The organism is Kitasatospora sp. NPDC114501, assembly GCF_055633695.1.
Map to the genome: position 1 here is coordinate 44,480 of NZ_JBVKDS010000010.1, position 20,140 is coordinate 64,619.

The 20,140-nt window shown below is 72.2% G+C and carries 18 protein-coding genes and 1 tRNA gene; 10 read left to right on the forward strand and 9 right to left on the reverse strand.

Annotation, left to right across the window (positions count from 1 at the left end; translation table 11 throughout):
- Positions 1–21: 21 nt before the first annotated feature.
- Positions 22–1,347 (reverse strand): hypothetical protein, encoded by a 1,326-nt coding sequence (locus ACZ7RU_RS19770; protein WP_470342221.1) that lies wholly within the window; start codon positions 1,345–1,347, stop codon positions 22–24.
- 504 nt (positions 1,348–1,851) lie between these two features.
- On the opposite strand from ACZ7RU_RS19770, the gene ACZ7RU_RS19775 reads away from it, so the two are divergent.
- Positions 1,852–2,427 (forward strand): nucleosidase, encoded by a 576-nt coding sequence (locus ACZ7RU_RS19775; RefSeq protein ID WP_387757848.1) that lies wholly within the window; start codon positions 1,852–1,854, stop codon positions 2,425–2,427.
- Between the two features lie 85 nt (positions 2,428–2,512).
- Here ACZ7RU_RS19775 and ACZ7RU_RS19780 read toward each other — a convergent pair whose 3' ends face one another.
- Entirely contained in the window at positions 2,513–3,445 is a 933-nt protein-coding gene (locus tag ACZ7RU_RS19780) for a sigma-70 family RNA polymerase sigma factor (RefSeq protein ID WP_470342222.1), read from the reverse strand.
- A 103-nt stretch (positions 3,446–3,548) separates the two neighbouring features.
- Here ACZ7RU_RS19780 and ACZ7RU_RS19785 point away from each other — a divergent pair, with 103 nt between their 5' ends.
- On the forward strand, positions 3,549–4,331 hold the full coding sequence (locus ACZ7RU_RS19785; protein ID WP_470342223.1) for an SDR family oxidoreductase: 783 nt from the start codon (positions 3,549–3,551) through the stop codon (positions 4,329–4,331).
- 35 nt (positions 4,332–4,366) lie between these two features.
- Positions 4,367–4,891, forward strand: a complete 525-nt coding sequence (locus ACZ7RU_RS19790) for a hypothetical protein (RefSeq protein ID WP_470342224.1) — start codon at positions 4,367–4,369, stop codon at positions 4,889–4,891.
- Between the two features lie 12 nt (positions 4,892–4,903).
- Here the strand turns inward: ACZ7RU_RS19790 and ACZ7RU_RS19795 are convergent, their stop codons facing one another.
- Positions 4,904–5,500, reverse strand: a complete 597-nt coding sequence (locus ACZ7RU_RS19795; protein ID WP_470342225.1) for a cysteine hydrolase family protein — start codon at positions 5,498–5,500, stop codon at positions 4,904–4,906.
- Positions 5,501–5,601: 101 nt separating this feature from the next.
- On the opposite strand from ACZ7RU_RS19795, the gene ACZ7RU_RS19800 reads away from it, so the two are divergent.
- Both ACZ7RU_RS19800 and ACZ7RU_RS19805 read left to right on the forward strand, forming a co-directional pair.
- Positions 5,602–6,564, forward strand: coding sequence for a GlxA family transcriptional regulator (locus tag ACZ7RU_RS19800; RefSeq protein WP_470342226.1), 963 nt, complete (start codon positions 5,602–5,604; stop codon positions 6,562–6,564).
- Between the two features lie 106 nt (positions 6,565–6,670).
- Positions 6,671–7,453: an alpha/beta fold hydrolase gene (locus tag ACZ7RU_RS19805; protein WP_470342227.1), complete on the forward strand. Its 783-nt coding sequence runs from the start codon at positions 6,671–6,673 to the stop codon at positions 7,451–7,453.
- Positions 7,454–7,560: 107 nt separating this feature from the next.
- Here the strand turns inward: ACZ7RU_RS19805 and ACZ7RU_RS19810 are convergent, their stop codons facing one another.
- Together ACZ7RU_RS19810 and ACZ7RU_RS19815 are read right to left on the reverse strand one after the other, a co-directional pair.
- Positions 7,561–9,114 (reverse strand): AMP-binding protein, encoded by a 1,554-nt coding sequence (locus tag ACZ7RU_RS19810; protein WP_470342228.1) that lies wholly within the window; start codon positions 9,112–9,114, stop codon positions 7,561–7,563.
- Positions 9,115–9,303: 189 nt separating this feature from the next.
- Entirely contained in the window at positions 9,304–9,819 is a 516-nt protein-coding gene (locus ACZ7RU_RS19815) for a hypothetical protein (RefSeq protein WP_470342229.1), read from the reverse strand.
- Between the two features lie 136 nt (positions 9,820–9,955).
- On the opposite strand from ACZ7RU_RS19815, the gene ACZ7RU_RS19820 reads away from it, so the two are divergent.
- The gene (locus ACZ7RU_RS19820) at positions 9,956–10,663 is read left to right on the forward strand and encodes an alpha/beta fold hydrolase (protein WP_470342230.1); all 708 of its coding nucleotides are present in this window, start codon (positions 9,956–9,958) and stop codon (positions 10,661–10,663) included.
- A 180-nt stretch (positions 10,664–10,843) separates the two neighbouring features.
- A complete protein-coding gene (locus ACZ7RU_RS19825) occupies positions 10,844–11,755 on the forward strand; it encodes a ribosome-inactivating family protein (RefSeq protein WP_470342231.1) in 912 nt (303 codons plus the stop codon).
- A gap of 73 nt (positions 11,756–11,828) precedes the next feature.
- Here ACZ7RU_RS19825 and ACZ7RU_RS19830 read toward each other — a convergent pair whose 3' ends face one another.
- Positions 11,829–12,698 carry an alpha/beta fold hydrolase gene (locus ACZ7RU_RS19830; RefSeq protein ID WP_470342232.1) on the reverse strand — a complete coding sequence of 290 codons (870 nt, stop codon included), beginning with the start codon at positions 12,696–12,698 and terminating at the stop codon, positions 11,829–11,831.
- A gap of 162 nt (positions 12,699–12,860) precedes the next feature.
- On the opposite strand from ACZ7RU_RS19830, the gene ACZ7RU_RS19835 reads away from it, so the two are divergent.
- Positions 12,861–12,944: transfer RNA gene (locus ACZ7RU_RS19835), tRNA-Leu, on the forward strand.
- 164 nt (positions 12,945–13,108) lie between these two features.
- On the opposite strand, the gene ACZ7RU_RS19840 is transcribed toward ACZ7RU_RS19835, so the two are convergent.
- The 3 genes from ACZ7RU_RS19840 to ACZ7RU_RS19850 all read right to left on the reverse strand — a co-directional run bounded on the left by ACZ7RU_RS19840 (position 13,109) and on the right by ACZ7RU_RS19850 (position 18,102).
- Positions 13,109–13,270, reverse strand: coding sequence for a hypothetical protein (locus ACZ7RU_RS19840; protein ID WP_470342233.1), 162 nt, complete (start codon positions 13,268–13,270; stop codon positions 13,109–13,111).
- A gap of 454 nt (positions 13,271–13,724) precedes the next feature.
- Positions 13,725–14,096 carry a DUF6188 family protein gene (locus tag ACZ7RU_RS19845; protein ID WP_470342234.1) on the reverse strand — a complete coding sequence of 124 codons (372 nt, stop codon included), beginning with the start codon at positions 14,094–14,096 and terminating at the stop codon, positions 13,725–13,727.
- The gene (locus ACZ7RU_RS19850) at positions 14,080–18,102 is read right to left on the reverse strand and encodes a polymorphic toxin-type HINT domain-containing protein (protein WP_470342235.1); all 4,023 of its coding nucleotides are present in this window, start codon (positions 18,100–18,102) and stop codon (positions 14,080–14,082) included. Before ACZ7RU_RS19850 ends, ACZ7RU_RS19845 begins: the two co-directional genes overlap by 17 nt.
- 342 nt (positions 18,103–18,444) lie before the next feature.
- On the opposite strand from ACZ7RU_RS19850, the gene ACZ7RU_RS19855 reads away from it, so the two are divergent.
- The gene (locus tag ACZ7RU_RS19855) at positions 18,445–18,969 is read left to right on the forward strand and encodes a hypothetical protein (RefSeq protein WP_470342236.1); all 525 of its coding nucleotides are present in this window, start codon (positions 18,445–18,447) and stop codon (positions 18,967–18,969) included.
- A 90-nt stretch (positions 18,970–19,059) separates the two neighbouring features.
- On the forward strand, positions 19,060–20,140 hold a 1,081-nt coding region (locus ACZ7RU_RS19860), incomplete at its 3' end, for a S1 family peptidase (RefSeq protein WP_470342237.1).

Here is a 20,140-nt window from a genome sequence, read left to right on the forward strand (position 1 = left end):
GGTCGCTCTCCCCCTTGCCCGTTACCGGTACTCGGCCAGTCGCCGGCCCAGGCCGCGCAGCGCGGCGGCCGCGGCCACCAGGCCGAGCAGCGCGGTGGCGACGGCGGCGGCGCGCAGGTCCCCGCCGGTGCCCTCGGCGGCCTGCGTGAAGCGGTCCTGCTCGATGTCGGCGGCCCGGGCGAGCGCCTTGTCGGTGGCGTCGAAGGCGGCGTCGGCGGTGGCCGCGTCGCCCTTGGCCGTCACGGTGGCCTCCAGCGCGCCCTGGTAGTCGGCGTTCTCGACCTCCTGCGTCCGGGCGGCGTCGTGCCGCCGGCGCCACTCGTCGAACTGCTGCGCGGCGTCCCGGACGCTCGCCACGGCGGCCGACGGCGCCCACCGGGCGGCCTGCGGCAGCGAGCCGTCGGAGCGGTCCGGCGGGAGGCCCTCGGAGCCCGCCAGGTGCTGGGTGGCCGCCGTCCACTGTTCGGCGTACCGGGTGGTCGAGCCGCGGGCGACGAAGTGCAGGTTCTCCGCCAGTCGGGCGGTCAGCACGTCCACCCGGGCGGCGTTGAGCGCCCGCAGCGGGGCCGCGCCCTCGCGCCTGCTCTGCTGGAGCGCCGAATTGGTGGCCAGCCCGGTGACGGTCAGCCACAGGGCGCCGGCCAGGACGGCGGCGGTGGCGCCCAGCAGCCCGATGTTGAAAACCCGGTTGGTGCGGCGGAACAGCGTCAGCTGTACCCAGGCCAGCGCGGTCAGGGTGACCAGCGCCAGGCCGTACGCCGCCCACGGCACCGCCCTGGCCTCGGCGTAGTCGTCGGCCAGCTCGCGGTCCTCGACGGCGGCCAGTTCGGCGGCGGCCGGCAGCAGCACGGTCTGCATCTGCTCGGAGGCGTACCGCAGGTAGGCGCCGCCGAGCGGGATGCCCTGCCGGTTGTCGGCCCGGGCCGTCTCCACCAGGCCGGCGTAGGCCGGGAGTTGCTGGTTCAGCCGGGCGAGCGAGCCCTGCGCGGGGGAGGTCGCCGTGGTCCGGGCGGCGGCCTGGGCGATCAGCTCGGCGGCGGTGGCGACGTCCTGCTCGTAGCGGCTGCGGACCACGTCGGGCTCGGCGCCGGCCAGCAGGAAGCCGCTCGCCGCGGTGGTGGCGGCGTCGGCCAGGTTGCGGTGGATCTCGGCGGCGTCCCGGCTGAGCGGCTGGCTGTACGAGACCACCCGGTCGGCGGCCCGCGCCCTGGTCTCCAACTGCCAGGCGGTGAGCCCGCCGAAGGCGACGGTGAGCACGGCGAGCACCACTCCGGCCAGTCGCAGCCGGCCGGGCGGCGTGCGGGTTGCCTGCGCGAGCCGGGCGCGCACGCCGGTGGCAAGGGCCACCGGGGGGCGCTTCGCGGGCGCCCCTCCGGGTCCGGGCGCCGGGGCAGCGCCGCCGGGCTCCGCGAGCGGGGCCGCTCCGGGGACGGCCGGGGCCCCCGGACCGGCCGTCGTCGGCCCGGCCGTCGCCACGGCCGCGCCGTTGCCTACTGGTGTCGCCACCCGCCTCATCCTCCCCTGGGGCCCGGCCCGTCCCGGGGCCCGACCGATGGCAGCAGTATGGCCGTGACTCCCCCCGGCCACACCCGACTTGCGCCGGACTTGAGCATGTCGTGCACGCTCCCCGGGACGGCTCGTGCCGCTGGTGCGGCTGGTGCCGCCCGTACCGCCGGTACGGGCCGTACCGCTCCTGCCGCGCCTGCCGTTCCTGTCCGTCGCCCCGAGAGGTGGCGAACCGTCCGACGCGGCCCGCACCCTACGCGGTTCCCCCGGCGAGGCGGAGCGCGGGGGTCCGTTCACGGCGGGCAATCCCGGGTGCCGCACCCCCTCGCTCCGTACGATGGGGGTATGCGCCTGCTTGGAACGATCTCGCCCGACCGTCCGCTGCTCGTCGTCGCCGTGCGCGAGGAGGCCGCCCACCTGGACGACCGCCTGCCCGTGCTGCTCACCGGGATCGGGAAGGTCAACGCCGCCGTCGCGCTGGCCACCGTGCTCGCCCAGGGCGAGAAGCCCTCCGAGGTGATCAACCTCGGCACGGCCGGCGCGCTGCGCCCCGGCTGGGAGGGCACCCACCACGTGGTCCAGGTGATCCAGCACGACCTCGACACCGCCGCCCTGCACGCGCTCACCGGGCGCGAGTACGGCGCCCCGCTGGTGATCGGCAAGGGCGACGGACCGGTGCTGGCCACCGGCGACCTCTTCGTCTCCGACACGGACGCCCGCGACCGGCTCGCCGAGCACGCCGACCTGGTGGACATGGAGGGCTACGCCGTCGCCACCGTCGCGCACCGGGCCGGGGTGCCGGTGCGGCTGGTCAAGCACGTCAGCGACGAGGCCGGGGACGGCGCGGGGCACACCTGGAAGGAAGCGGTCGACGGGTGCGCCCGGCACCTCGCGGACTGGGTGGTCGCGCAGGGCTGGTGACGTCCTCTCAGGATGTCGGGCGCTGAGGGCGCCGACGGCGCAACGGGGTGGGGAGGCCGCTGCCTTCCCACCCCGTCCGGACGGGCTACCGGTCCCGGAAGGCCGAGAGGTCCAGGGCCGCCAGCCGGTCCGGGTCGGTGAGCACGTCGATCGCGACGATCGCGCCGTCCACCACGGTGAACGCCATGATCGACAGCGCCCGCCCGTTGTCGCCGATGACCACCGCGCCCGCGGTGCCGTTGACCAGTGCCGGGCGGGCGAACGGCGACAGGGTGCCCCACAGGGCGGCCTGGCCGGCCACCGTGCCGGCGCCGGAGAGCACCACCGTGTGCCGGGCCATCACCGTGCCGCCGTCCGAGCGCAGCACCACGTCCGGGTCGAGGACGGCGAGCAGCGCGTCCAGGTCGCCGTGGCGGGCGGCGGCGAAGAACGCGTCCACGGCCGCCCGCTGCCGGCCGAGGTCCGGGTCGGGTGCGGGAGCCTGCCCCCGCACCTTGCGGCGGGCCCGGCTGGCCAGCTGGCGGGTGGCGGCGGCGGTCTTCTCGATCAGCGGGGCGATCTCCTCGAACGGCACCGCGAACAGGTCGTGCAGCACGAAGGCGACCCGCTCGGCGGGCGACAGCGACTCCATCACCACCATCAGCGCCAGCCCGACCGAGTCCGCGAGCATCACCTCCTGCTCCGGGTCCACCACGCCCTCGCGCCGCAGCAGCGGGTCGGGGATGCGCGGCGGGCCCGGCTCGCCGTCCGGCCCGGCGGGCTCCAGCGGCTCCTCGCGGCGCTGGGCGCGGGCGCGCAGCAGGTTCAGGCAGACCCGCGAGACCACCGTGGTCAGCCAGCCGCCGAGGTTGGCCACCTCGGTGGTGTCGGTGCGGTCGTAGCGCAGCCAGGCCTCCTGGAGGGCGTCCTCGGCCTCGCTGATCGAGCCGAGCATCCGGTACGCGACCGCGCGCAGGTGCGGGCGCTGCTCCTCGAAGAGCAGGGCCCGGGCGGATTTCCCGTCCACCTTCTCGTCCACGTGTCACATTCCTTCGTCGCCGGGGGTCAGGGCAGCAGGAGTCACCCAACAACGGCTGCGGCGGGGAGATCAACTCCCCTCCCGGGACGAATCGGAGACGATCATGACGAAGCACACCGTGCTGGTCACCGGCGGTACCGGCACCCTGGGCCGGCAGGTGGTCCCGCTGCTGCGCGCGGCCGGGCTGCCGGTGCGCGTGCTCAGCCGGCAGGAGCGGCCGGCCGCCGACGGCGTGGCGTACGTGCGCGGCGACCTGCTCGGGGACGCGGCGACGGCGGCCGGGCAGTTGGACGAGGCGCTGGCGGGCGTGGACACCGTGCTGCACCTGGCGGGCGGCCCCAAGGGCGACGATGTCGCCACCCGGCTGCTGGTCGCCGCCGCCCAGCGGGCCGGGGTGCGGCACCTGGTGTACATCTCGGTGATCGGCGCGGACCGGCTGCCGCTCGGCTACTTCCGGGCCAAGCACGCCGCCGAGCGGGCGGTCGCCGACTCGGGCCTGCCGTACACGATCCTGCGGGCCGCGCAGTTCCACGACCTGGCGTTCACGGTGGCCGAGAAGATGGCCAGGCTGCCGCTGGTGCCGGCCCCCGGCGGGGTCCGCTGGCAGCCGGTGGACGTCCGGGAGGTCGCCGCCCGGCTGGTGCGGTTGGCGCTGGACGAGCCGGCCGGGATGGTGCCCGACCTGGCCGGTCCCACGGTGTACGAGATGGGCGAGCTGACCCGCGGCTACCTCGCGGCGCGCGGCCGCACCCGCCGGCAGCTGCCGGTCCGGGTGCCGGGCAAGGTCGGGCGGGCGTACCGGGCGGGGGACAACCTGACCCTGACGGGGGCCGAGCACGGGCGGCGGACCTGGGAGGAGTACCTGGCGGAGCGGCTGGCGGTCTGAGGGACGGGTCCGAGCGGCCCCGTAGGGTGGCCGCCATGTCCCTCCTCGATGCGATCCGCGCCGACTCCGCCGCCGCCGACTTCCTGGCCTGGCCGGGCGAGTTCGACCCCTCCCGCAGCTACCGGCACGTCGAGGAGGTCGTCCTCGCCTCGGGCGCGGCCCTGGAGCCGGTGGCCAAGGACGGCGCGGGCGGCACCTACTTCCTCTGCGGCGAGGGCGGCGAGGAGCGGCCGGTGCTGTACGCCGACTCCGAGGGCGGCGCGGCGCTGCTGGCCGTCGGGGTGCCGGAGCTGGTCCGGCTCCTGCTGGCGGTGCCGTGGTGGCGGGACTGCCCGCGGCTGACGGTCGGGGAGTACCTGGAGGCGGCCGAGGAGTACCTGGAGGACGAGCCCGGCCTGCTCGCCGAGCGGGACGCGGCGGCCGCCGCGCTCGGGCTCGACGTCCCCTCCACGGCCGAGGCCCTGGCGCGGCTGCGGGAGCTCGCGCTGGGCCCCGGGGCCTCGTACGTGCTGCTCGACGCGGAGGAGGGGAACGCGTACCGGCCGCTGCTCAGGCCTTAGCGGCCGGAACGCTCAGGCCTTGGCGGCCTGGAGCACCTGGTCCGTCGTCACCACCTTGGCGAAGCGCATCGCGTGCAGGGTGGTCGCGGTGGCGCGGGCGAGCTCGGCGGCGGGGACGGTGGTGCCGTCGGGGCCGGTCATGTCGAAGGAGTGCATGGCGTCGGTGGGGAAGATCGCGTCGTAGCCGAGGTTGCCGGCCATCCGGGCGGTGGTCTCGTTGCACACGTTGGTGATGATCCCGGTGACCACGAGCTGCCGGGCGCCGCGCTCCTGGAGCCAGGCGTGCAGGTCCGGGGTGCCGTAGAAGGCGCTGTTGACGGTCTTGGTGATGTGCAGCTCGGGGGTGACCTCGGCGACGAAGTCCTTCAGCTCGTACCCCGGGGTGCCCTCGACCAGCGGGCCGCGCGCGGAGGCGTGCTGCACGGTGACGATCGGCCGGCCGGTGGCCTGCCAGGCGGTGATCAGCTCGGCCATCCGCTGCTCGGCCCGCGGGTTGTCGCGGGGGCCCCAGAAGGCGGTGTCCTCGAAGCCCTTCTGGACGTCGATGAGCAGCAGGACGGCGTCGTTGTCGAGGGTGAGCGGGGCGTCGAAGGCGTCGGTGTTCGTCATGTCCTCCATGGTGGTCGGTGGCGCCGGGGAGGTGTGATGGGCAGAGAAGCCACCCATCGATACATTCCTGCCAAGGGTGTTCCTGCTCTAGGTTTCCTGCCATGCGAACGGTGGGTTGCCTGATCTTCGACGGTGTCCGGGCTTTCGACTACGCGGTGATCGGCGAGGTGTGGGCGAACCGGAGTTCCCGGCCCGGCCTGCCCGTCTTCGACCTGCGGATCTGCGGGCCGGAGGGCGCCCGGGTACGGCTGGGCGGCGGGCTGGAACGCGTCCCCGACCACGGGCCGGCGGCGCTGGCCGACTGCGACCTGGTGGTGGTGCCCGGCGTCGAGGACGCGTCCGCGCGGCGGAGCCCCGAGGTCCTGGAGGCCCTGCGGGCCGTCGCCGCCGCCGACGTCCCGATCGCCTCGCTCTGCGCGGGCGCCTTCGTCCTCGGCGAGGCCGGTCTGCTGGACGGCCGGGAGGCCACCACCCACTGGGCGCTGGCCCCCGAACTCGCCCGCCGCTTTCCGGCGGTGACGGTCCGGCCCGAGGTGCTGTTCACCGGTGGCGACGGCCTGTGGACCTCGGCCGGCGTCGCGGCGGGCATCGACCTCTGCCTCCACCTGGTCCGCACCGCCCACGGCCAGCAGGCCGCCGCCACCATCGCCCGCGCGATGGTCACCGCACCCTTCCGGCCGGGCGGCCAGGCCCAGTTCATCCCCACGCCGGTCCCGGACGCCGCCGCCGACGACGACCCGCTGGCCCGCCTGCGCGCCGAGGTCCTGGCCTCCCTCGACACCCCCTGGACGGTCCGCCGGATGGCCGCCGCCGTCCTGATGTCCGAACGCACCTTCGCCCGCCGCTTCACCGCCACCACCGGCACCACCCCGGTGCGCTGGCTCCTCGACCAGCGTGTCCTCGCCGCCCAGCGCCTCCTGGAGGAGAGCGACCTCCCCGTCGACACCGTCGCCACCCACTGTGGCTTCGCCTCCGCCGTCTCCCTGCGCCCGGTCTTCACCGCCCGCGTGGGCGTCGCCCCGCGCGAGTACCGCCGCGCCTTCCGCGGCCGCGACGAGGGCTGACGGCACCAGCGCGCCTTGGACGAATGTCTTGGACAAACGTATTGCACGACCGTCCAAGGCGCGTGTATGGTTGTCCCATCAACCGCTTGACGAGGGGGAACCGCGGATGAACGACGCGAAGCGTGACGAGCTGGCCATCGACGGACGCCGGCTGTCGTACCTGGACTTCGGCGGCCCGGGCCGGACGGTGGTGGCGCTCCACGGGCACCTGTCCGAGGGGGCGGTGTGGCGGCGGCTGGCCGCCGAACTGGCCGGGCAGTGGCGCGTGGTGGCGCCGGACCAGCGTGGGCAGGGGGAGTCGGAGCGGGCCGGGGACTACACGCGGGCGGGGTACCTGGGGGACGTCGAGGCGCTGCTGGACCACCTGGGGCTGGAGAAGGCGGTGCTGCTGGGGCACTCGCTCGGGGGGATCAACGCGTACCAGTTCGCGGCGCGGCACCCCGAGCGGGTCGAGGCGGTGATCGACGTGGAGGCGCCGGTGGTGCTCGGGCTGGAGGGGCCGAACCCGCTGGCCTTCCTGCTGGGGCTGCCGTACGAGGCCCCGAGCCGGGAGGAGCTGGTGGCCGCGCTGGGCCCCGCCGCGCCGTACTTCGCGGACCGGCTGCGGCGGAACGCGGACGGCGGGTGGCGGCTGCCGTTCCACCCGAAGGACATGTACGACTCGGAGGAGCTGGTGCACGGCGACCACTGGGCGGACTGGACGGCGAGCGGCTGCCCCGCGCTGGTGGTGCGCGGCACCGAGGGGGTGGTCCCGGCCGGGCAGGCGGCGGAGATGGCCGCCCGGCGCCCGGGCGCGGCCCTGGTGGAGCTGGCCGGCGACCATCTGCTGCCGGTCACGGCCGCCGATGAACTGGCGCGTACGGTCCGGGAGTTCCTGGCCGCGCTGTGAGGGGAGGGGTGGCGGCCCTCAGCGCCGCCACCCCGTTGGCTTCTCGGCACGGGGGCCGTGGTTCGTTGAGCCAAACCCCACGTTGGGGTGAAGTCGGCCCGTCCGGCTCAGGCCGTGGCGGCCTCGCGGAGACGCTTCTTGTCCGGCTTGCCGACGGGGGTCAGCGGGATCTCGTCCACGAGGTGCAGGGCCTCGGGGGCGTAGATCCGTCCCTTGCGGTCGGTGACGAAGGCGCGGAGGTCGTCCAGTCGTGGCGTCTGTCCCGGGGCGGGGACGACGGCGACGTGGACGTGTTCCGTCTCCTGGTCGTCGCGGACCCCGAAGACCGCGCAGCGGGCGACCGCGGGGTGGGTGACGAGGAGGTCCTCCACCTCGGACGGGTAGACGTGCCCGCCGACCACGATGATCAGGTCCTTGGCCCGGTCGGAGAGGTAGAGGTAGCCGTCCTCGTCGAAGTAGCCGACGTCGCCGGTGTTCAGCCAGCCGTCCCGCAGCACCGCCGCGGTGAGGTCGGGTTGCTTCCAGTACCCGGCCATGACGGCGGAGGAGCGCAGGTGGATCTCGCCCTGCTCGCCGGTCGGCAGGTCGGTGCCGTCGAGCGAGCGGATCGCCACCTCGACGCCCGGGACGGGCCGGCCGACCGGGACGTGGCCGCCCGGTCCGATCCGGTCGTGCTCCTGCGGGGTGAGCAGGGAGATCAGCTGCGCCTCCGACATCCCGTAGACCCCGAACAGGACCGGCCCGAAGACCTTGAGCGCCTCGCGGATCCGGGTCGGCGAGGCCGCGCTGCCCCCGTACAGGACGTGCCGCAGGCTGGACAGGTCGGTGCGGCCGATCGCGGGGTGGTCGAGCAGCTGGTGGAGCAGCGGCGGCAGCAGCCAGAGGTCGGTGATGCGTTCGCGCTCGATGGCGGCCAGGACCGCGCCGGGCTCGAAGGAGCGCTGGAGGACCACGGCGCCGCCGCGCTGGAGGACCAGGTCGGTCATGATCCCGGCGAGGTGGGCGAGCGGGGTGGGGGCGAGGAGACGGGGCACCCCCTCGGCGGGGCTGCTGCCGACCGGGGCGTCGAAGACGCGGCGGTACGGGCCGTGCAGGCTGAGGACGCCCTTGGGGATGCCGGTGGTGCCGCCGGTGTGGCGGATGCCGAGGTCGTCCTCCGGCCCGACCCGGACGTCCGGGGGCTCGGCGGGGCGGTGGGCGGAGGCGGCGACGACGTCCTCGCCGATGGCCGGGACGTCCTCGCCGACCGGCCCGGGGCCGAGGGTGAGGACCGTCGGCACGTCGATCAGCGGGAGCAACTCGGGTGCGGCGGCGTAGCGTTCGGAGTCCACGAGCAGCACGGTGGTGTCCACGCTGGCCGTGATCCCGGCCAGCACCGGGGCGCTCATGCCGTCGTACAGGTTCACCACCCGGGCGCCCGCGAGGCCCGCCGCGTACCGGGCACCGAGGGCCTCGGGGGTGTTGCCGGTCAGCAGGGTCACGGTGGTGCCGCGGGTGACGCCCCGGGCGATCAGCTCGTGGGCGAGGCGGTAGGTGGCGGCGGCGAAGTCGCCGGCGGTGATCCTGGCGCCGTCGGCGGTGACGATGGCCGTCCGGTCGGGGCCGGATGCGAGGGACCGGAGGATCAGCAGGGGGCCGCTGACGAACTCCGCGTCACTCATGGCTACTTCTTCCTTGCAGTTTGCAACCATGGCCACAGGCTAACCCCACCCTCACCGCCGTACGGGGGATGCCCGGCGGGTAATTGGCGTGAACAGATCGTCATCGGCGCGATTGTGACGGTGCATCAGCATGTGATCGCCGACCGCGGCCCCGTTCGAGTGAATCGCGGGGTGCGGTACGGCCCCCGCTCAGAACGCCGCCGGGGGCCGGAGGGCGAGGTCGGTGGCGGCGGCCCAGTGGGCGGCGCCGGCGGTGACGATCACGTAGCCCCGCTGGGAGGGGAGCAGGGGGATCAGGGCGCTGCGGCAGCCGTGGCTGTGGTGCACCTCGACGGGGACGGGGACGCCGTGCAGCAGGACCTCGCCCGGGGTGGGCGGGCCGTTGAGCGGGGCGAGGCGGGTGCGCGGGTCGAGGCGGCCCGAGTCGGCCAGGAAGGTGGAGAGCTGGGACCGCGGGGTGGTGAGGGAGCCGGCCCAGTGGCCGGCCGGGACGGGGCGCGAGGTCTGGACGACGGCGACGGGTTCGCCGTCCAGGTGGTAGTTGAGGTCGAGGTGGCAGAGGAAGCCGTCGGAGGAGAGCCGCCCCAGCAGGAAGGACCATCCGGGCGGAGCGGCGCGGAGCGCGGCGACCTGCTCGCCCCACTCCTCGGCGGTCTCCCGGTGGGTGGGTATGCGGATGCCGCGCGGGCGGGTGTCGTGGAACAAGGGCTTCCCCCAACGAGCGGTAGGTGAATGGTCGTTGGGACGAGTATGCGGGTGCGGCCCGGCGGTTCGGGGGCGGATTGGTCGGTAGGCTCGCGCGCGGTGGAGGGAGTGATCCGTTCCGGACGGGGAGTGATCCATGGCGACGTACGTTCTGATCCACGGCGCGGCCACCGATGCCTGGTGCTGGGAGCCGCTGGCGGCCGGGCTGCGCGGGCGGGGCCACGCGGTGGTCGCGCCGGACCTGCCCTGCGACGACGACGCGGCCGGGCTCGCCGAGTACGCGGACGCGGTGGTGGAAGCGGCTGGTGCTGAGGCGGTCGGTGACCGGGCGGGCCGGCCCGTGGTCGTCGTGCACTCGTTCGGCGGCTTCACCGGCCCGCTGGTGTGCGAGCGGCTGTCGGCGGACCTGCTGGTCATGCTCCAGGCCCAGGTGCCGGCTCCGGGGGAGACGCCGGGGCAGTGGTGGGAGAACACCGGGTACGGGGCGGCCCGCCGCGAGGCCGACCGCCGCAGGGGTGTGGAGGAGGGCGCGGAGGAGGACGAGCGCGCCCTGTTCCTGCACGACACCCCGGCCGCTTTGGCCGGGGAGCTCCTCGCGGAGCACCAGCGGCGGCAGTCGGCGACCCCGCTCGGGACGCCGTGGCCGCTGAAGGCCTGGCCGCAGGTGCCGACCAGGTTCCTGCTGGCCACCGGCGACCGGTTCTTCCCACCCGCGTTCCTGCGGCGGCACGTCGAGGAGCGGCTCGGCTTCCGGCCGGACGAGATGCCCGGCGACCACCTCCCCATGCTCGGCCACCCGGAGGAGCTGGCCGAGCGGCTGGAGGCGTACCGGGCCGGGCGGTAGGCGGCGGGGCCCGGTGGGGTGTGCGCTCGTGATCAAGTGCCCGGACCCTGGCGGCACATGCGGGGGCGACGGCCCGGCCTAGCCTGCGGACGGCGCGTCATGAGTGCTCGGCCGTAAGGAAAGCGCCGGCCGGGCGAACGCGCTGACGACCCGTTCCCTGATCACCGAGGAATCTCCCGCATGCTAACGATGAACGGACCCGGCGCACTGGCGCGGGTGCGCCGACGGCTGGCCGGCATACTGATCGCTCTCACGCTGGCGGTCGGGCTCATGGGCATGACGCCGACCGCGGCGCGCGCCGACACCGGCGAGCGCCTCACCAACATCGACTGGGACATCAGCGACCTGGGCGGCGGCGGCGCTTCGGCGCACCAGCGGTACTGGGACGTGATCTCCCGGCTCCACTCGCTCAGCAGCCACGACTGGTTCAGGACCGACCTGGACGAGACCGTCGTGGCGGACAACGACCAGCTCATCCAGATCAGCCTGCACCGGAGCGGCACCTACCTGGGGGCGATGTACCTCTGGCCGCACAGCCTGTACCTGGCCGGCTTCTACCAGGCCGGGGGCACGCACTGGGTCTTCGACGACGGCCTCGCGGCGAGCAACCGCTTCAACCGGGTCCTGGGCGTCAACGCGAGCACCCTCCCCTGGTCCAGCAACTACAACAACATCCCCGGCGGCAACGGCAGGGCGAGCCAGCAGATCAACGGACCGAGGCTCAGCAACGCCCTGCAGCAGGTCCATCAGATCGCCGCCCTCCAGAACAGCGGCAGCGGGCGCGCCGTCCTGGCGGACTCCCTCGTCATGATGATCCAGGCCACCTCGGAGGCGGCGCGCTTCGGGCGGATCTTCGACAACGTCCGCGGCAACATCCGCGACCACGGCGTCGCCCAGATCGGCGTGGAGAACGTCAACCTGGAGACGAACTGGGGCGGGCTCTCGAACTGGGTGTACCACGTCATGAACAACCCCGGTACCGCGCCCTACGTCATCGGCACCGGGGTCTTCCAGCGCACGTTCTACACGCTGCCGCAGCTGATGCAGTACGTGTTCTACATGGACCTGTTCAGCGGTTCCCGTCCCAGGTAGTCACTTCCCACCTGGGTGCGCAGGAAGTCGGCCCCGCCGACTTCCTGCGCAGTGGCATGGGGCCGGTGTCGGCTCAGGCCCCGGCAGGCAGGAGCGCGGCGAGGTCCGCCAGGACCCGGGCGGCCCGCGCCGGGTGGACGAGCCAGCGCAGGTGGCTCCCGTCGACCGTGCGGACGTCGAAGGGGTTGTCGGGGGTGAGGGCGTCGCCCTCGCGGATCAGGCGGTCCTGCATGGCGGGCGGGATGCTGGCGTCGTCGGCCAGGCGCACGTAGGTCTTGGGGACGCGCCCCCAGGTGGCGGCCTGCGCCCGGTCGGCGGAGGTGCCGACGTCGAGGTTCTCGTCGGGCTGGAAGGTGTTCAGGAAGGTCCGGAACTCGTCGTCGGTGAGGTCGGCGGCGAACGCCTGCTTGAACGCGGCGAGCGCCGCCGAGTCGGCGGTGCGGAAGTTGACCCGGAGCAGGCCGAGTTCGGCCGGGTTCCCGACGAGCGAGGCGGCGAAGGCCCCCGCGTCGACGCCCGCCATCTCCGGCTGGGCGTAGTAGTCGTTCACGTCCAGGTCGACGGGGCACCAGGCGGAGACGTAGACGATCCGGTCGACCAACTCGGGCCGGGCGTTGGCGACGGCGGTCGCCGTGATGCCGCCCCTGCTGTGGGAGACGAGGACGGTGGGCCCGTTCTCCTTGGCCCGTTCGAGGACCCCGATCACCCGGGCGACGTTGTCGGCGAGGGTCACCCCCTTGATGCTCCCGGGCTCCCCGGCGAGCGCGCCGAGGTCCTGGGGGGCCTGGTAGGGCGCGGGGAAGGTCGCCTCGAAGCCGTGCCCCGGAAGGTCGACCGCGACGGACCGGTGCCCGAGCAGGGCGAGTTCGGCCTGTAGCGGCGCGAACGAGAACGAGTTCGCGAAGGCCCCGTGGACGAGGACGAAGGTGGGCTGATTCTGCATGGCCCCAGCCTCCAGCAGAACGATCTTCGGAACAAGATCGAACCGACGGGCCGCGTGGGAACCCGGCTCCCGGAGCCCCTGGAGTGCAGCCCCCGACCGTTCGCCCGGGGGTGGTCGGAGGTGTCCCTCCGGATGGTCTATAGTTTTCCTCATCACCCAGATGCGCGGGTGGCGGAATAGGCAGACGCGCTGGATTCAGGTTCCAGTGCCCGAAAGGGCGTGGGGGTTCAACTCCCCCCTCGCGCACAGCGGTCAACCGACCCAATGCGGCCGGTCGATCCGACAGTATGTCGGGTTGACCAGCGGCTTTGGGCCTCGGTTGATGTGAAGGGCCCCTCACGGCTTGTGAGGGGCCCTTCGTGTTTGCGCTGGTCAGGCGTGGTGTGCGGGGTGGGGTGTGTGCTTGGTGGTCATGGCTGTGGGTCGTCCGGGATGGGTATCTCGTAGCGGTCGAACAGGTCGGTGAAGAACCGCTGGGGGAGGGCTTCTGCCTGGTTGGGGTTGCTCAGTTCGGTGGATCCGAACCGGAAGATGTCGTAGCCGCGGAGCTTGAGGTCTCGGTCGGAGCTCACGGTGTCCGTGTAGGCGTTCGCGTAGTGGTGGCGGCCGTCGACTTCGAGGACCACCCACCGGCGCGACCCCGGACGCTGGCACACGCTCCTCCAGTACCACCGCGCTGCCCAACACGCCTCCTCAGCCCATGGGAACGCCGCAGGATACGAGAAGGCTCCTGCGGCGAGTGATTCCACGTAACTGGTAGGGAGTTTTTCTGCAGCGCCCGCCACTTGCAGTCGGCGTCGTCGCCTTGCCCGCCGTCCTGTAGCTCAAGGAGCGCGGGGTCAGCGCCTGCACACCTGGCTTCAATCGAAATCAATGCCGTAATCTTAAGGGTCGGCTAGATTCTCCCTGTTCGCATGGGCAGTCGGATTGTTGGTCGCCTCAGCAGTCGGTATTCAAGATGCCTTTTCGATAAGGCATGCCGACTCATCGGGGTCCCCGCAGACGCTGCGGGCCGGGCCTGCGCAATTACTGCGTCCCCCAAAGTGAGAGCCCACCCCCCGGCATGCAAATGATCCGAAATCCACCGGCCGCAAGGAGTTCCCATGCCTCATGGTTCGGATCAGGCACAGCCGTCAGCCTCGACCCACAGGCAAACTGAAGCGTCAGGACTCCGCCATCGGACGACCGCGCATTGGAGATTTCCTTGTGCAGGAGTCCAACAAGTCGATCTGTGGGAACATCGGAACTTCCCGGCCGAAAGGAAACTGAGGTGCCGTCGGTGTCGTTCAGCTCTACGTTCGCTTGAAGGTGGAGATGTGTGTCCGTATCAATGAGGAGAGTCAGTGCATAATCGAAGCAGACTCGTTCCACGATACGGCCCTCAAGATTTAGGTTCATACCACGATCCTACAGGAAGAGAGTAATACCCGCTCTCATCTATGGCGAAGTGGGTTGTTTCATTGGGTCCGGGCTTTCCGTAAATATCGAGGTAACTACCAGTCCTGTCCCGGAATCGGACATATCCATTAGGATAGCGTTCGGTCGGGCCCATGATTCGGATCTCTGCGACCCTGCCTTTCGAGCCGACAGGGGCCGTCCAGATTATGCCCTCGCCCCAGGCTGGCGCTGAAGTCCAGTCGGGTCCGACTCCCGGTGGCTGCGAAGAAAATGCGGGTCCACAGGGGCCGGTATTGTGCACCAAGATTGGCGCCACGCCTGCCAGTGCATAGTAAGTACGGAGAGCCTGAACGGTCAGGTTGTAGGCCGCACTGAGTGCCGTGCGGTCCTTGGTCTCAGGGATTTCTGCGGTTCGCCCGTCCGGGGTGCGCAAGGTGTCGCCGCTGTTGAGCTCGCCAGCGTCTACCCACTTCCGGTCCTTCTCGGCCCAGAAGGGGTGGTGATCGGTAGCTGTCAGGGTTCCGGTGGTGCCATCCGCTGCTGTGATGGTGAGGTCGGTGAAGTCCCGATCGTCGGGGGCGTAGATGGTGTCATTGACGCGGCGTCCGCCAGTTTCCGCTGTTGCGGGGTCGGTTGCCCAGACCTGGTCGCCGATGCGGATCCGCTCGATCGGGACGGTGGTTCCGTTCGCGATCAGGACGCGTGTGCCGGTGGAGAAGTTGTTCGGCCTCAGGCAGTCTTTCATGAATCGCCTGACCCGTGCTGCCCGTGCAGCATCCTCGACGTCCCTGGCCTTCCTCGCGAGTTGGGCGAGCTTGGCCGCCTTTCCGGCAGGGAAGAAGCTGACGGCGAGTTCCGCGCAGGCTACGGCACTCTTGTTCCTGATGCATTCCTCGGCGCTGTCGAAGCCGAGGACCATCTTGAAGACCTTCTTGAAGAGATCGGCCTTGTCGTGGACGCCTTTGAAGAATTCCGTGACGTCGTCGAGCATGTCCAGGAGGCCGTTCGTTATCGGCCCGTTTGGAATTTTGAAGAAGCACCTGAGGGACGACAGGCGATGGCTGCAGGGATTCTTGTTTTCGCTGCGGTATTTGCTTTCGGCTTCGCTGGCCTCGCCCTGGATCAGCGCTTCGAGTTCCTTCTTGAGCTCCTCCTCGAGCTGTGCGGCGTCGGCCTGGATGCCCTCCTCTTCGGAGGACAGCTCGGCCTGGCGTTCCTGGTTTGCCTTCGCCACGGCGATGTCCCACGCCTGGTCGGCGGCCTGCTGTGCGGCGTCGGAGTCCTGGCCTGCGGCCTGCGCGGAGGCGTAGGCGGCGTTGGCGGCGTTGCGGGCGGTGGTGGCGGACCAGCGTGCCTGGGCGGCGGAGGCGCTGGCGCGGTTGGCGGAGGCGGTGGCCTTGCCGGCGTCGCGTGCGGCGGCGTTGGCGGCGTTGCGGGCGGTGGTGGCGGCTGCGTTCGCGCGGTTGGCGGAGGTTTCGGCGTTTCGGGCGGCGGTGTTGGCGTCGGCTGCGTACCGTGCGGCCTGATCGGCGTGAGAGCGAGCTTGGGTGCTGGCGGCCTGGGCCTCGGTGGCGGCGTTGTTGGCGATGGCGGCAGCTTCGGTTGCTTCCCAGGCGTCCTGTTGGGCCTTGGCCGCGGTCTGTGCGGCCTCGGCGATCAGGTGGCGCATCTGTTCGGCGTGGGTGGCGGCGAGCTGGTCCTTGCGGTCGGCCATGTAGCGGTCGGTCTGGAGGAACGAGGTGACGAGGCCCGGGGGACCGGCGAGGGCGAGCTTGGCCGCGGCCTGGACCTCGGGGCCGCCGGCAGCCAGCAACTGTGTGGCCTGGACGCGTTCGTCGATCCGGCGGGCGGTGTACTGGCCCGTCATCAGGAAGGCGGCGACGGCGTGGGGTGAGCCGTCCCGCAGGGCGGCCTCGCCGGCTTCCTTGACGCTGGTGGCTCCGGTGGCGATCAGCTGGTACACGCGGATGCGGTTGTCGGCGACCGCGGCCTCGTGCTGGCCGGTGGTGAAGAAGGCCTCGATCTGCTGGGCGTTGCCCTTCAGTGCCTCGGTGGCGGCGGTGCGTACGGCCTCGTCGGGGCTGTCCTGGGCGAGCTCGACCACGTTCTGGCGCATGTCGTCCAGCTCGGCCTTGTGCCGGCCGGTGCGCGCCCAGTCCACGACCGCCCCATCGGTGCCGGACAGGGCGGCCTTGGCAGCCTCCTGGCTCCAGGGGCCGCCGGTCCTGGCTGCGTGGAGTGCGGCCTTGCGGCCCTTGGACGCCACGGCTTTGGGGTCGGCGTCGGGGCGGGCGGCCTCGGTGGCGAGGGCGGCGGCCTCCTGCTCGCGGGTCTTCCAGTCGGCGAGGAGGGTGCCGATGTTGCCGGTGGCCTCGTCCTCCTCCGCCTTCAGGGCCCGGGCTTCCTCAAGGGCGGCGGCGGTGCGGGCGGTGAGGTCCTCGGCCTCGGTCCTGCGGGCGAGGTCGTAGACGGTGCCCGCGGTGGTGACCGCCGTGCTCGCCGTCGCGGCGGCGGTGCGTGCGGCTTCGGCCTGGCGGGTGGCCTCGGCTGCGGAGGTGGCGGATTCGCCGGCGTGTTCGGCTGCCTGGTCTGCGGCCGTGGCGGCGTTCTGGGCGTGGTTAGCGGCGGATCGGGCGGCGTCGCGGGCCTGGTAGGCGGCCTGGGACGCCTGGCGTGCCAGGGTGCTGGAGGCGGTGGCGGCGCGGTCGGCCTCCTTGGCCTGGCGGCGGGCCTGGTCGGCGGCGGCCTGGGCCTGCTTGGAGCTGGCGCCCGCGGCGTTCGCCAGGCCGCCGGCCTTCTCGGCGGAGCCAGCGGCCGCGTTGGCGTTGGCGCTGGCGCTCTTGGCCGCCTGCGACGCCTCGTCCGCCGCGTCGGAGGCGGCGCCCGCGTGTTCGGCGGCCTGAGCGGCGCGCTGGGCGTCCGCGGCGGCATTGCGGGCCTCCTCGGCCCGTTGGCGGGCCTCGGTGGCCCGGCTTCGGTCGGAGGCGGCTTCGTTGGCGGCCTTGCGGGCGTTGGCCGAGGCGAGGGCCGCGCCACTGGCGGCGCTGGCGGCGGTGCTGGCGGCGCCGGCTGCGGTGCGGGAGGCCCGGTTGGCGGCGCCGGCGGCGGCGACTGCCTGGGCGGAGGCCGCGGCGGCGCCCCGGGCCGCGTCGGCGGCGCGCGCGGCCGCTTCCTTGACGCGGGCCAGGTCGCGGCCGGCTGCCTCGGTCTCCTTGGCCGCGGTCTCGGCGGCTTCCTTCGCCAGCCGGGACGTTTCGACCGCGCGTGCGGAGGCTGCCTTGGCGGCGTCCTTGGCGATCTGCGCCTGACGGCCGGCCTGCTCGGCCTGCTCGGCCAGCTGGGAGATCGTGGCGCGTTCCTGGTCCCTGGCCAGGGCCACGAACTGGCCGACCGACAGGAACTCGGCGATGTCGGCGGGTGTGCCCCGCAGCGCGACCTTGGCGGCCTCCTTCATCGCCGGCCCGCCGGCCGCGAGGAGTTTCATGACGCTGGCGCGGTCGTCGACCGCAGCGGCGTCGGACCGTCCCTGTTCGAGGAAGCTCTTGACGTCGGCGGGGGTGCCCTGGAGTGCGGCGGTGGCCTGTTCCTTGACGTTCACTCCGCCGGTGGCGATGAGCTGGAAGGCCTCGACCCGGCGGTCCTGCTCCAGCGGTGTCTGCCAGCCGTCCTTGAGGAAGGTGCGTAGCTCTTCTTGCGTGCCTTTCAGGGCCTTGGCGGCGGCTTCGCGTACCCCTGGACCGCCGAGGCTGAAGATCTGGAACACCGAGACGCGTTCGTCGTGATGCTCCGCGAGGTCCGCCTCGACGTCGAGGAAGCGTTTGACGTCCTCGTCGGTACCGGTCAGCGCCGCCTCGGCGGCCGCCTGCACACCGGGCCCGCCGTCCAGCCACAGGCTCACGACACGGCCGCGGTCCGTCGGTGCGGGCGTGCTCGGGCCGGGCCCGGGGTCCGTAGCGAACGCGGGAGCCGTGCCGAGCAGGCCGGCGGCGAGGGCCAGCGGCAGCATGCCGGCGCATATTCGACCGAGAACCGATAACCGGATGCTATGTCGCCGTTTCCTCCCGGCGACTCCAGGCACTCCCAGGGACCGGATGAGATGATTCACGGTAAATACCCCCCAAATGGTGCATCTGTATTCCCATGACAGATCGCCGAACACCGGAAACGGAATTCGGTGTGTGAATTCACGAGGCATGGCCGAAGCCCGACCGGAAACTCTTCCTTGAACGACTCAAGGAGTCTCCTAGAAGAGGAGATTGCTGGTACTTTACGCTGGCTCCACCGCGGCTCAACACCCCTTCTCGCATTGCGGATTCATTTTGACGCCGCCAAGACCGAAGGAACTGCCTTGATCAAATCCCGTGCCCGGATGATTCTCCTGGCCAGCGCCTCCGGAGCCCTGCTGACGTGCATCGGGCTCGCGTCCCTGTCGGCCGCGCAGGCCACGACCGGCGCGGCAGTGGCGGACGCGGACATGCCCACCGCTGTCGAGGACTTCCAGTACCCGGAGGCCGACCGCATCCTGACGGAACGCAAGATCACGTTGAAGCGGGGTGACGGGCACATCCTGCTCAAGGAAGGACCCGGTCACACGGTTCCGACCAGCTGCCAGGCGGGGAACGAGATCTTCGTCGAATCGCGTCTCGACAAGCTCGGATACTGCTTCGTCGTCTCCGGTACGACCGGCTACCTCACCATGGAACTGCCGGACGCCTACGGCATCTGGACCGAGGATCGCTCAGTCAGCGCCAAGCTGGTCGCGGCCGGCCAGGAAAAGCAGGTGAACATCGGCCCTAACTCGGTCGAACCGGTCGGCGAAAGCCTGCCCGGCGGAAAACGTTCTGTCCTGGTCGAACTCCGCATCACCGGATGATCCGGGCACGCAAGGCCACTGGCACGCAAAACCGACACCGCACAAATCCATTCGACCCGGCCGAAACGGCAACGGAAGGACAGCTACTCAGTGTTTCGCACGCGATCACATTCAGCCTGGACGACCGGGGCGGTCACGGCCGCCGTGCTGACCGGTGCCCTACTGACCGGCGGACCCGCTCCGGCCGTCAGCGGTGACACCGCGCCGGCCGGCGCCTACGCCTTCACCGCCAAGCTGGACATCGGCGACGGCAAGCGCGCCTGCACCGGTGCCCTGATCGACCCGTACTGGATCGTCACCGCCGCCGCCTGTTTCGCCGACGACCCCGCCCAACCGCCAGCCGTCCCCGCGGGCCCGCCCGCCCTCAAGACCACCGCCACCATCGGCCGCACCGACCTCACCACCACGGGCCAGGTCCGGGACATCGCCGAACTCGTCCCCCGCACCGACCGCGACCTCGTCCTCGCCCGCCTCGCCACCCCGGTCACCGACATCACCCCGCTCGCCCTCTCCACCACCGCCCCCACCGCCGGCGAGGAACTCCGGGTGACGGGCTACGGCCGCACCAGGACCGAGTGGGTGCCCGACAAGCTCCACAGCGCCGCCTTCACCGCCGGCGCCGTCGACCCGACCGGCCTCGGCATCGCCGCCAAGGCCCCCGCGGACGCCACCGTCTGCAAGGGCGACACCGGCGGCCCCGCCCTGCGCAGGGTCGGTGACCACGACGAACTCGCCGCCCTCACCAGCCGCTCCTGGCAGAACGGCTGCCTCGGCGCCGCCCCGACCACCCGCACCGGCGCCTACGAGACCCGCACCGACGACCTCGGAGGCTGGATCCAGCAGACCGTCTCCGCCTGGGCCGCGACGGCCGCGTCCCGCACCGGGGGGCGCAACACCGTCTACAACCCCGAAACGAAGACGGCTGAGGTCTTCACGCTGCGCACCGACGGCGCGTTGATCCACGCCTACAACACCGACGGCGCGGGCTGGTCCGGCTGGCACGTCCTCGGCGACGGCGCCCGGTTCGCCAGCTCGCCGGCCGTCGTCCACAACCCTGTCACCCACACCCTCGACGTGTTCGCCGTCGGCACCGACGCCTCCATGTACCGGGCGACGTGGAGCCGTGCCGCAGGCTGGACGTCCTGGATCATGGCCGGCGACTGGAAGTACA

What these genes read in the sequence shown, in the direction of transcription:
- ACZ7RU_RS19775 (WP_387757848.1), top strand. Translation starts at nt 1,852, where the DNA reads ATGCGCCTGCTTGGAACGATCTCGCCCGACCGTCCGCTGCTCGTCGTC.
- ACZ7RU_RS19785 (WP_470342223.1), top strand. Translation starts at nt 3,549, where the DNA reads ATGACGAAGCACACCGTGCTGGTCACCGGCGGTACCGGCACCCTGGGC.
- ACZ7RU_RS19790 (WP_470342224.1), top strand. Translation starts at nt 4,367, where the DNA reads ATGTCCCTCCTCGATGCGATCCGCGCCGACTCCGCCGCCGCCGACTTC.
- ACZ7RU_RS19795 (WP_470342225.1), bottom strand. Translation starts at nt 5,500, where the DNA reads ATGACGAACACCGACGCCTTCGACGCCCCGCTCACCCTCGACAACGAC.
- ACZ7RU_RS19800 (WP_470342226.1), top strand. Translation starts at nt 5,602, where the DNA reads ATGCGAACGGTGGGTTGCCTGATCTTCGACGGTGTCCGGGCTTTCGAC.
- ACZ7RU_RS19805 (WP_470342227.1), top strand. Translation starts at nt 6,671, where the DNA reads ATGAACGACGCGAAGCGTGACGAGCTGGCCATCGACGGACGCCGGCTG.
- ACZ7RU_RS19810 (WP_470342228.1), bottom strand. Translation starts at nt 9,114, where the DNA reads ATGAGTGACGCGGAGTTCGTCAGCGGCCCCCTGCTGATCCTCCGGTCC.
- ACZ7RU_RS19820 (WP_470342230.1), top strand. Translation starts at nt 9,956, where the DNA reads ATGGCGACGTACGTTCTGATCCACGGCGCGGCCACCGATGCCTGGTGC.
- ACZ7RU_RS19825 (WP_470342231.1), top strand. Translation starts at nt 10,844, where the DNA reads ATGCTAACGATGAACGGACCCGGCGCACTGGCGCGGGTGCGCCGACGG.
- ACZ7RU_RS19830 (WP_470342232.1), bottom strand. Translation starts at nt 12,698, where the DNA reads ATGCAGAATCAGCCCACCTTCGTCCTCGTCCACGGGGCCTTCGCGAAC.
- ACZ7RU_RS19845 (WP_470342234.1), bottom strand. Translation starts at nt 14,096, where the DNA reads ATGAACCTAAATCTTGAGGGCCGTATCGTGGAACGAGTCTGCTTCGAT.
- ACZ7RU_RS19850 (WP_470342235.1), bottom strand. Translation starts at nt 18,102, where the DNA reads ATGCTGCCGCTGGCCCTCGCCGCCGGCCTGCTCGGCACGGCTCCCGCG.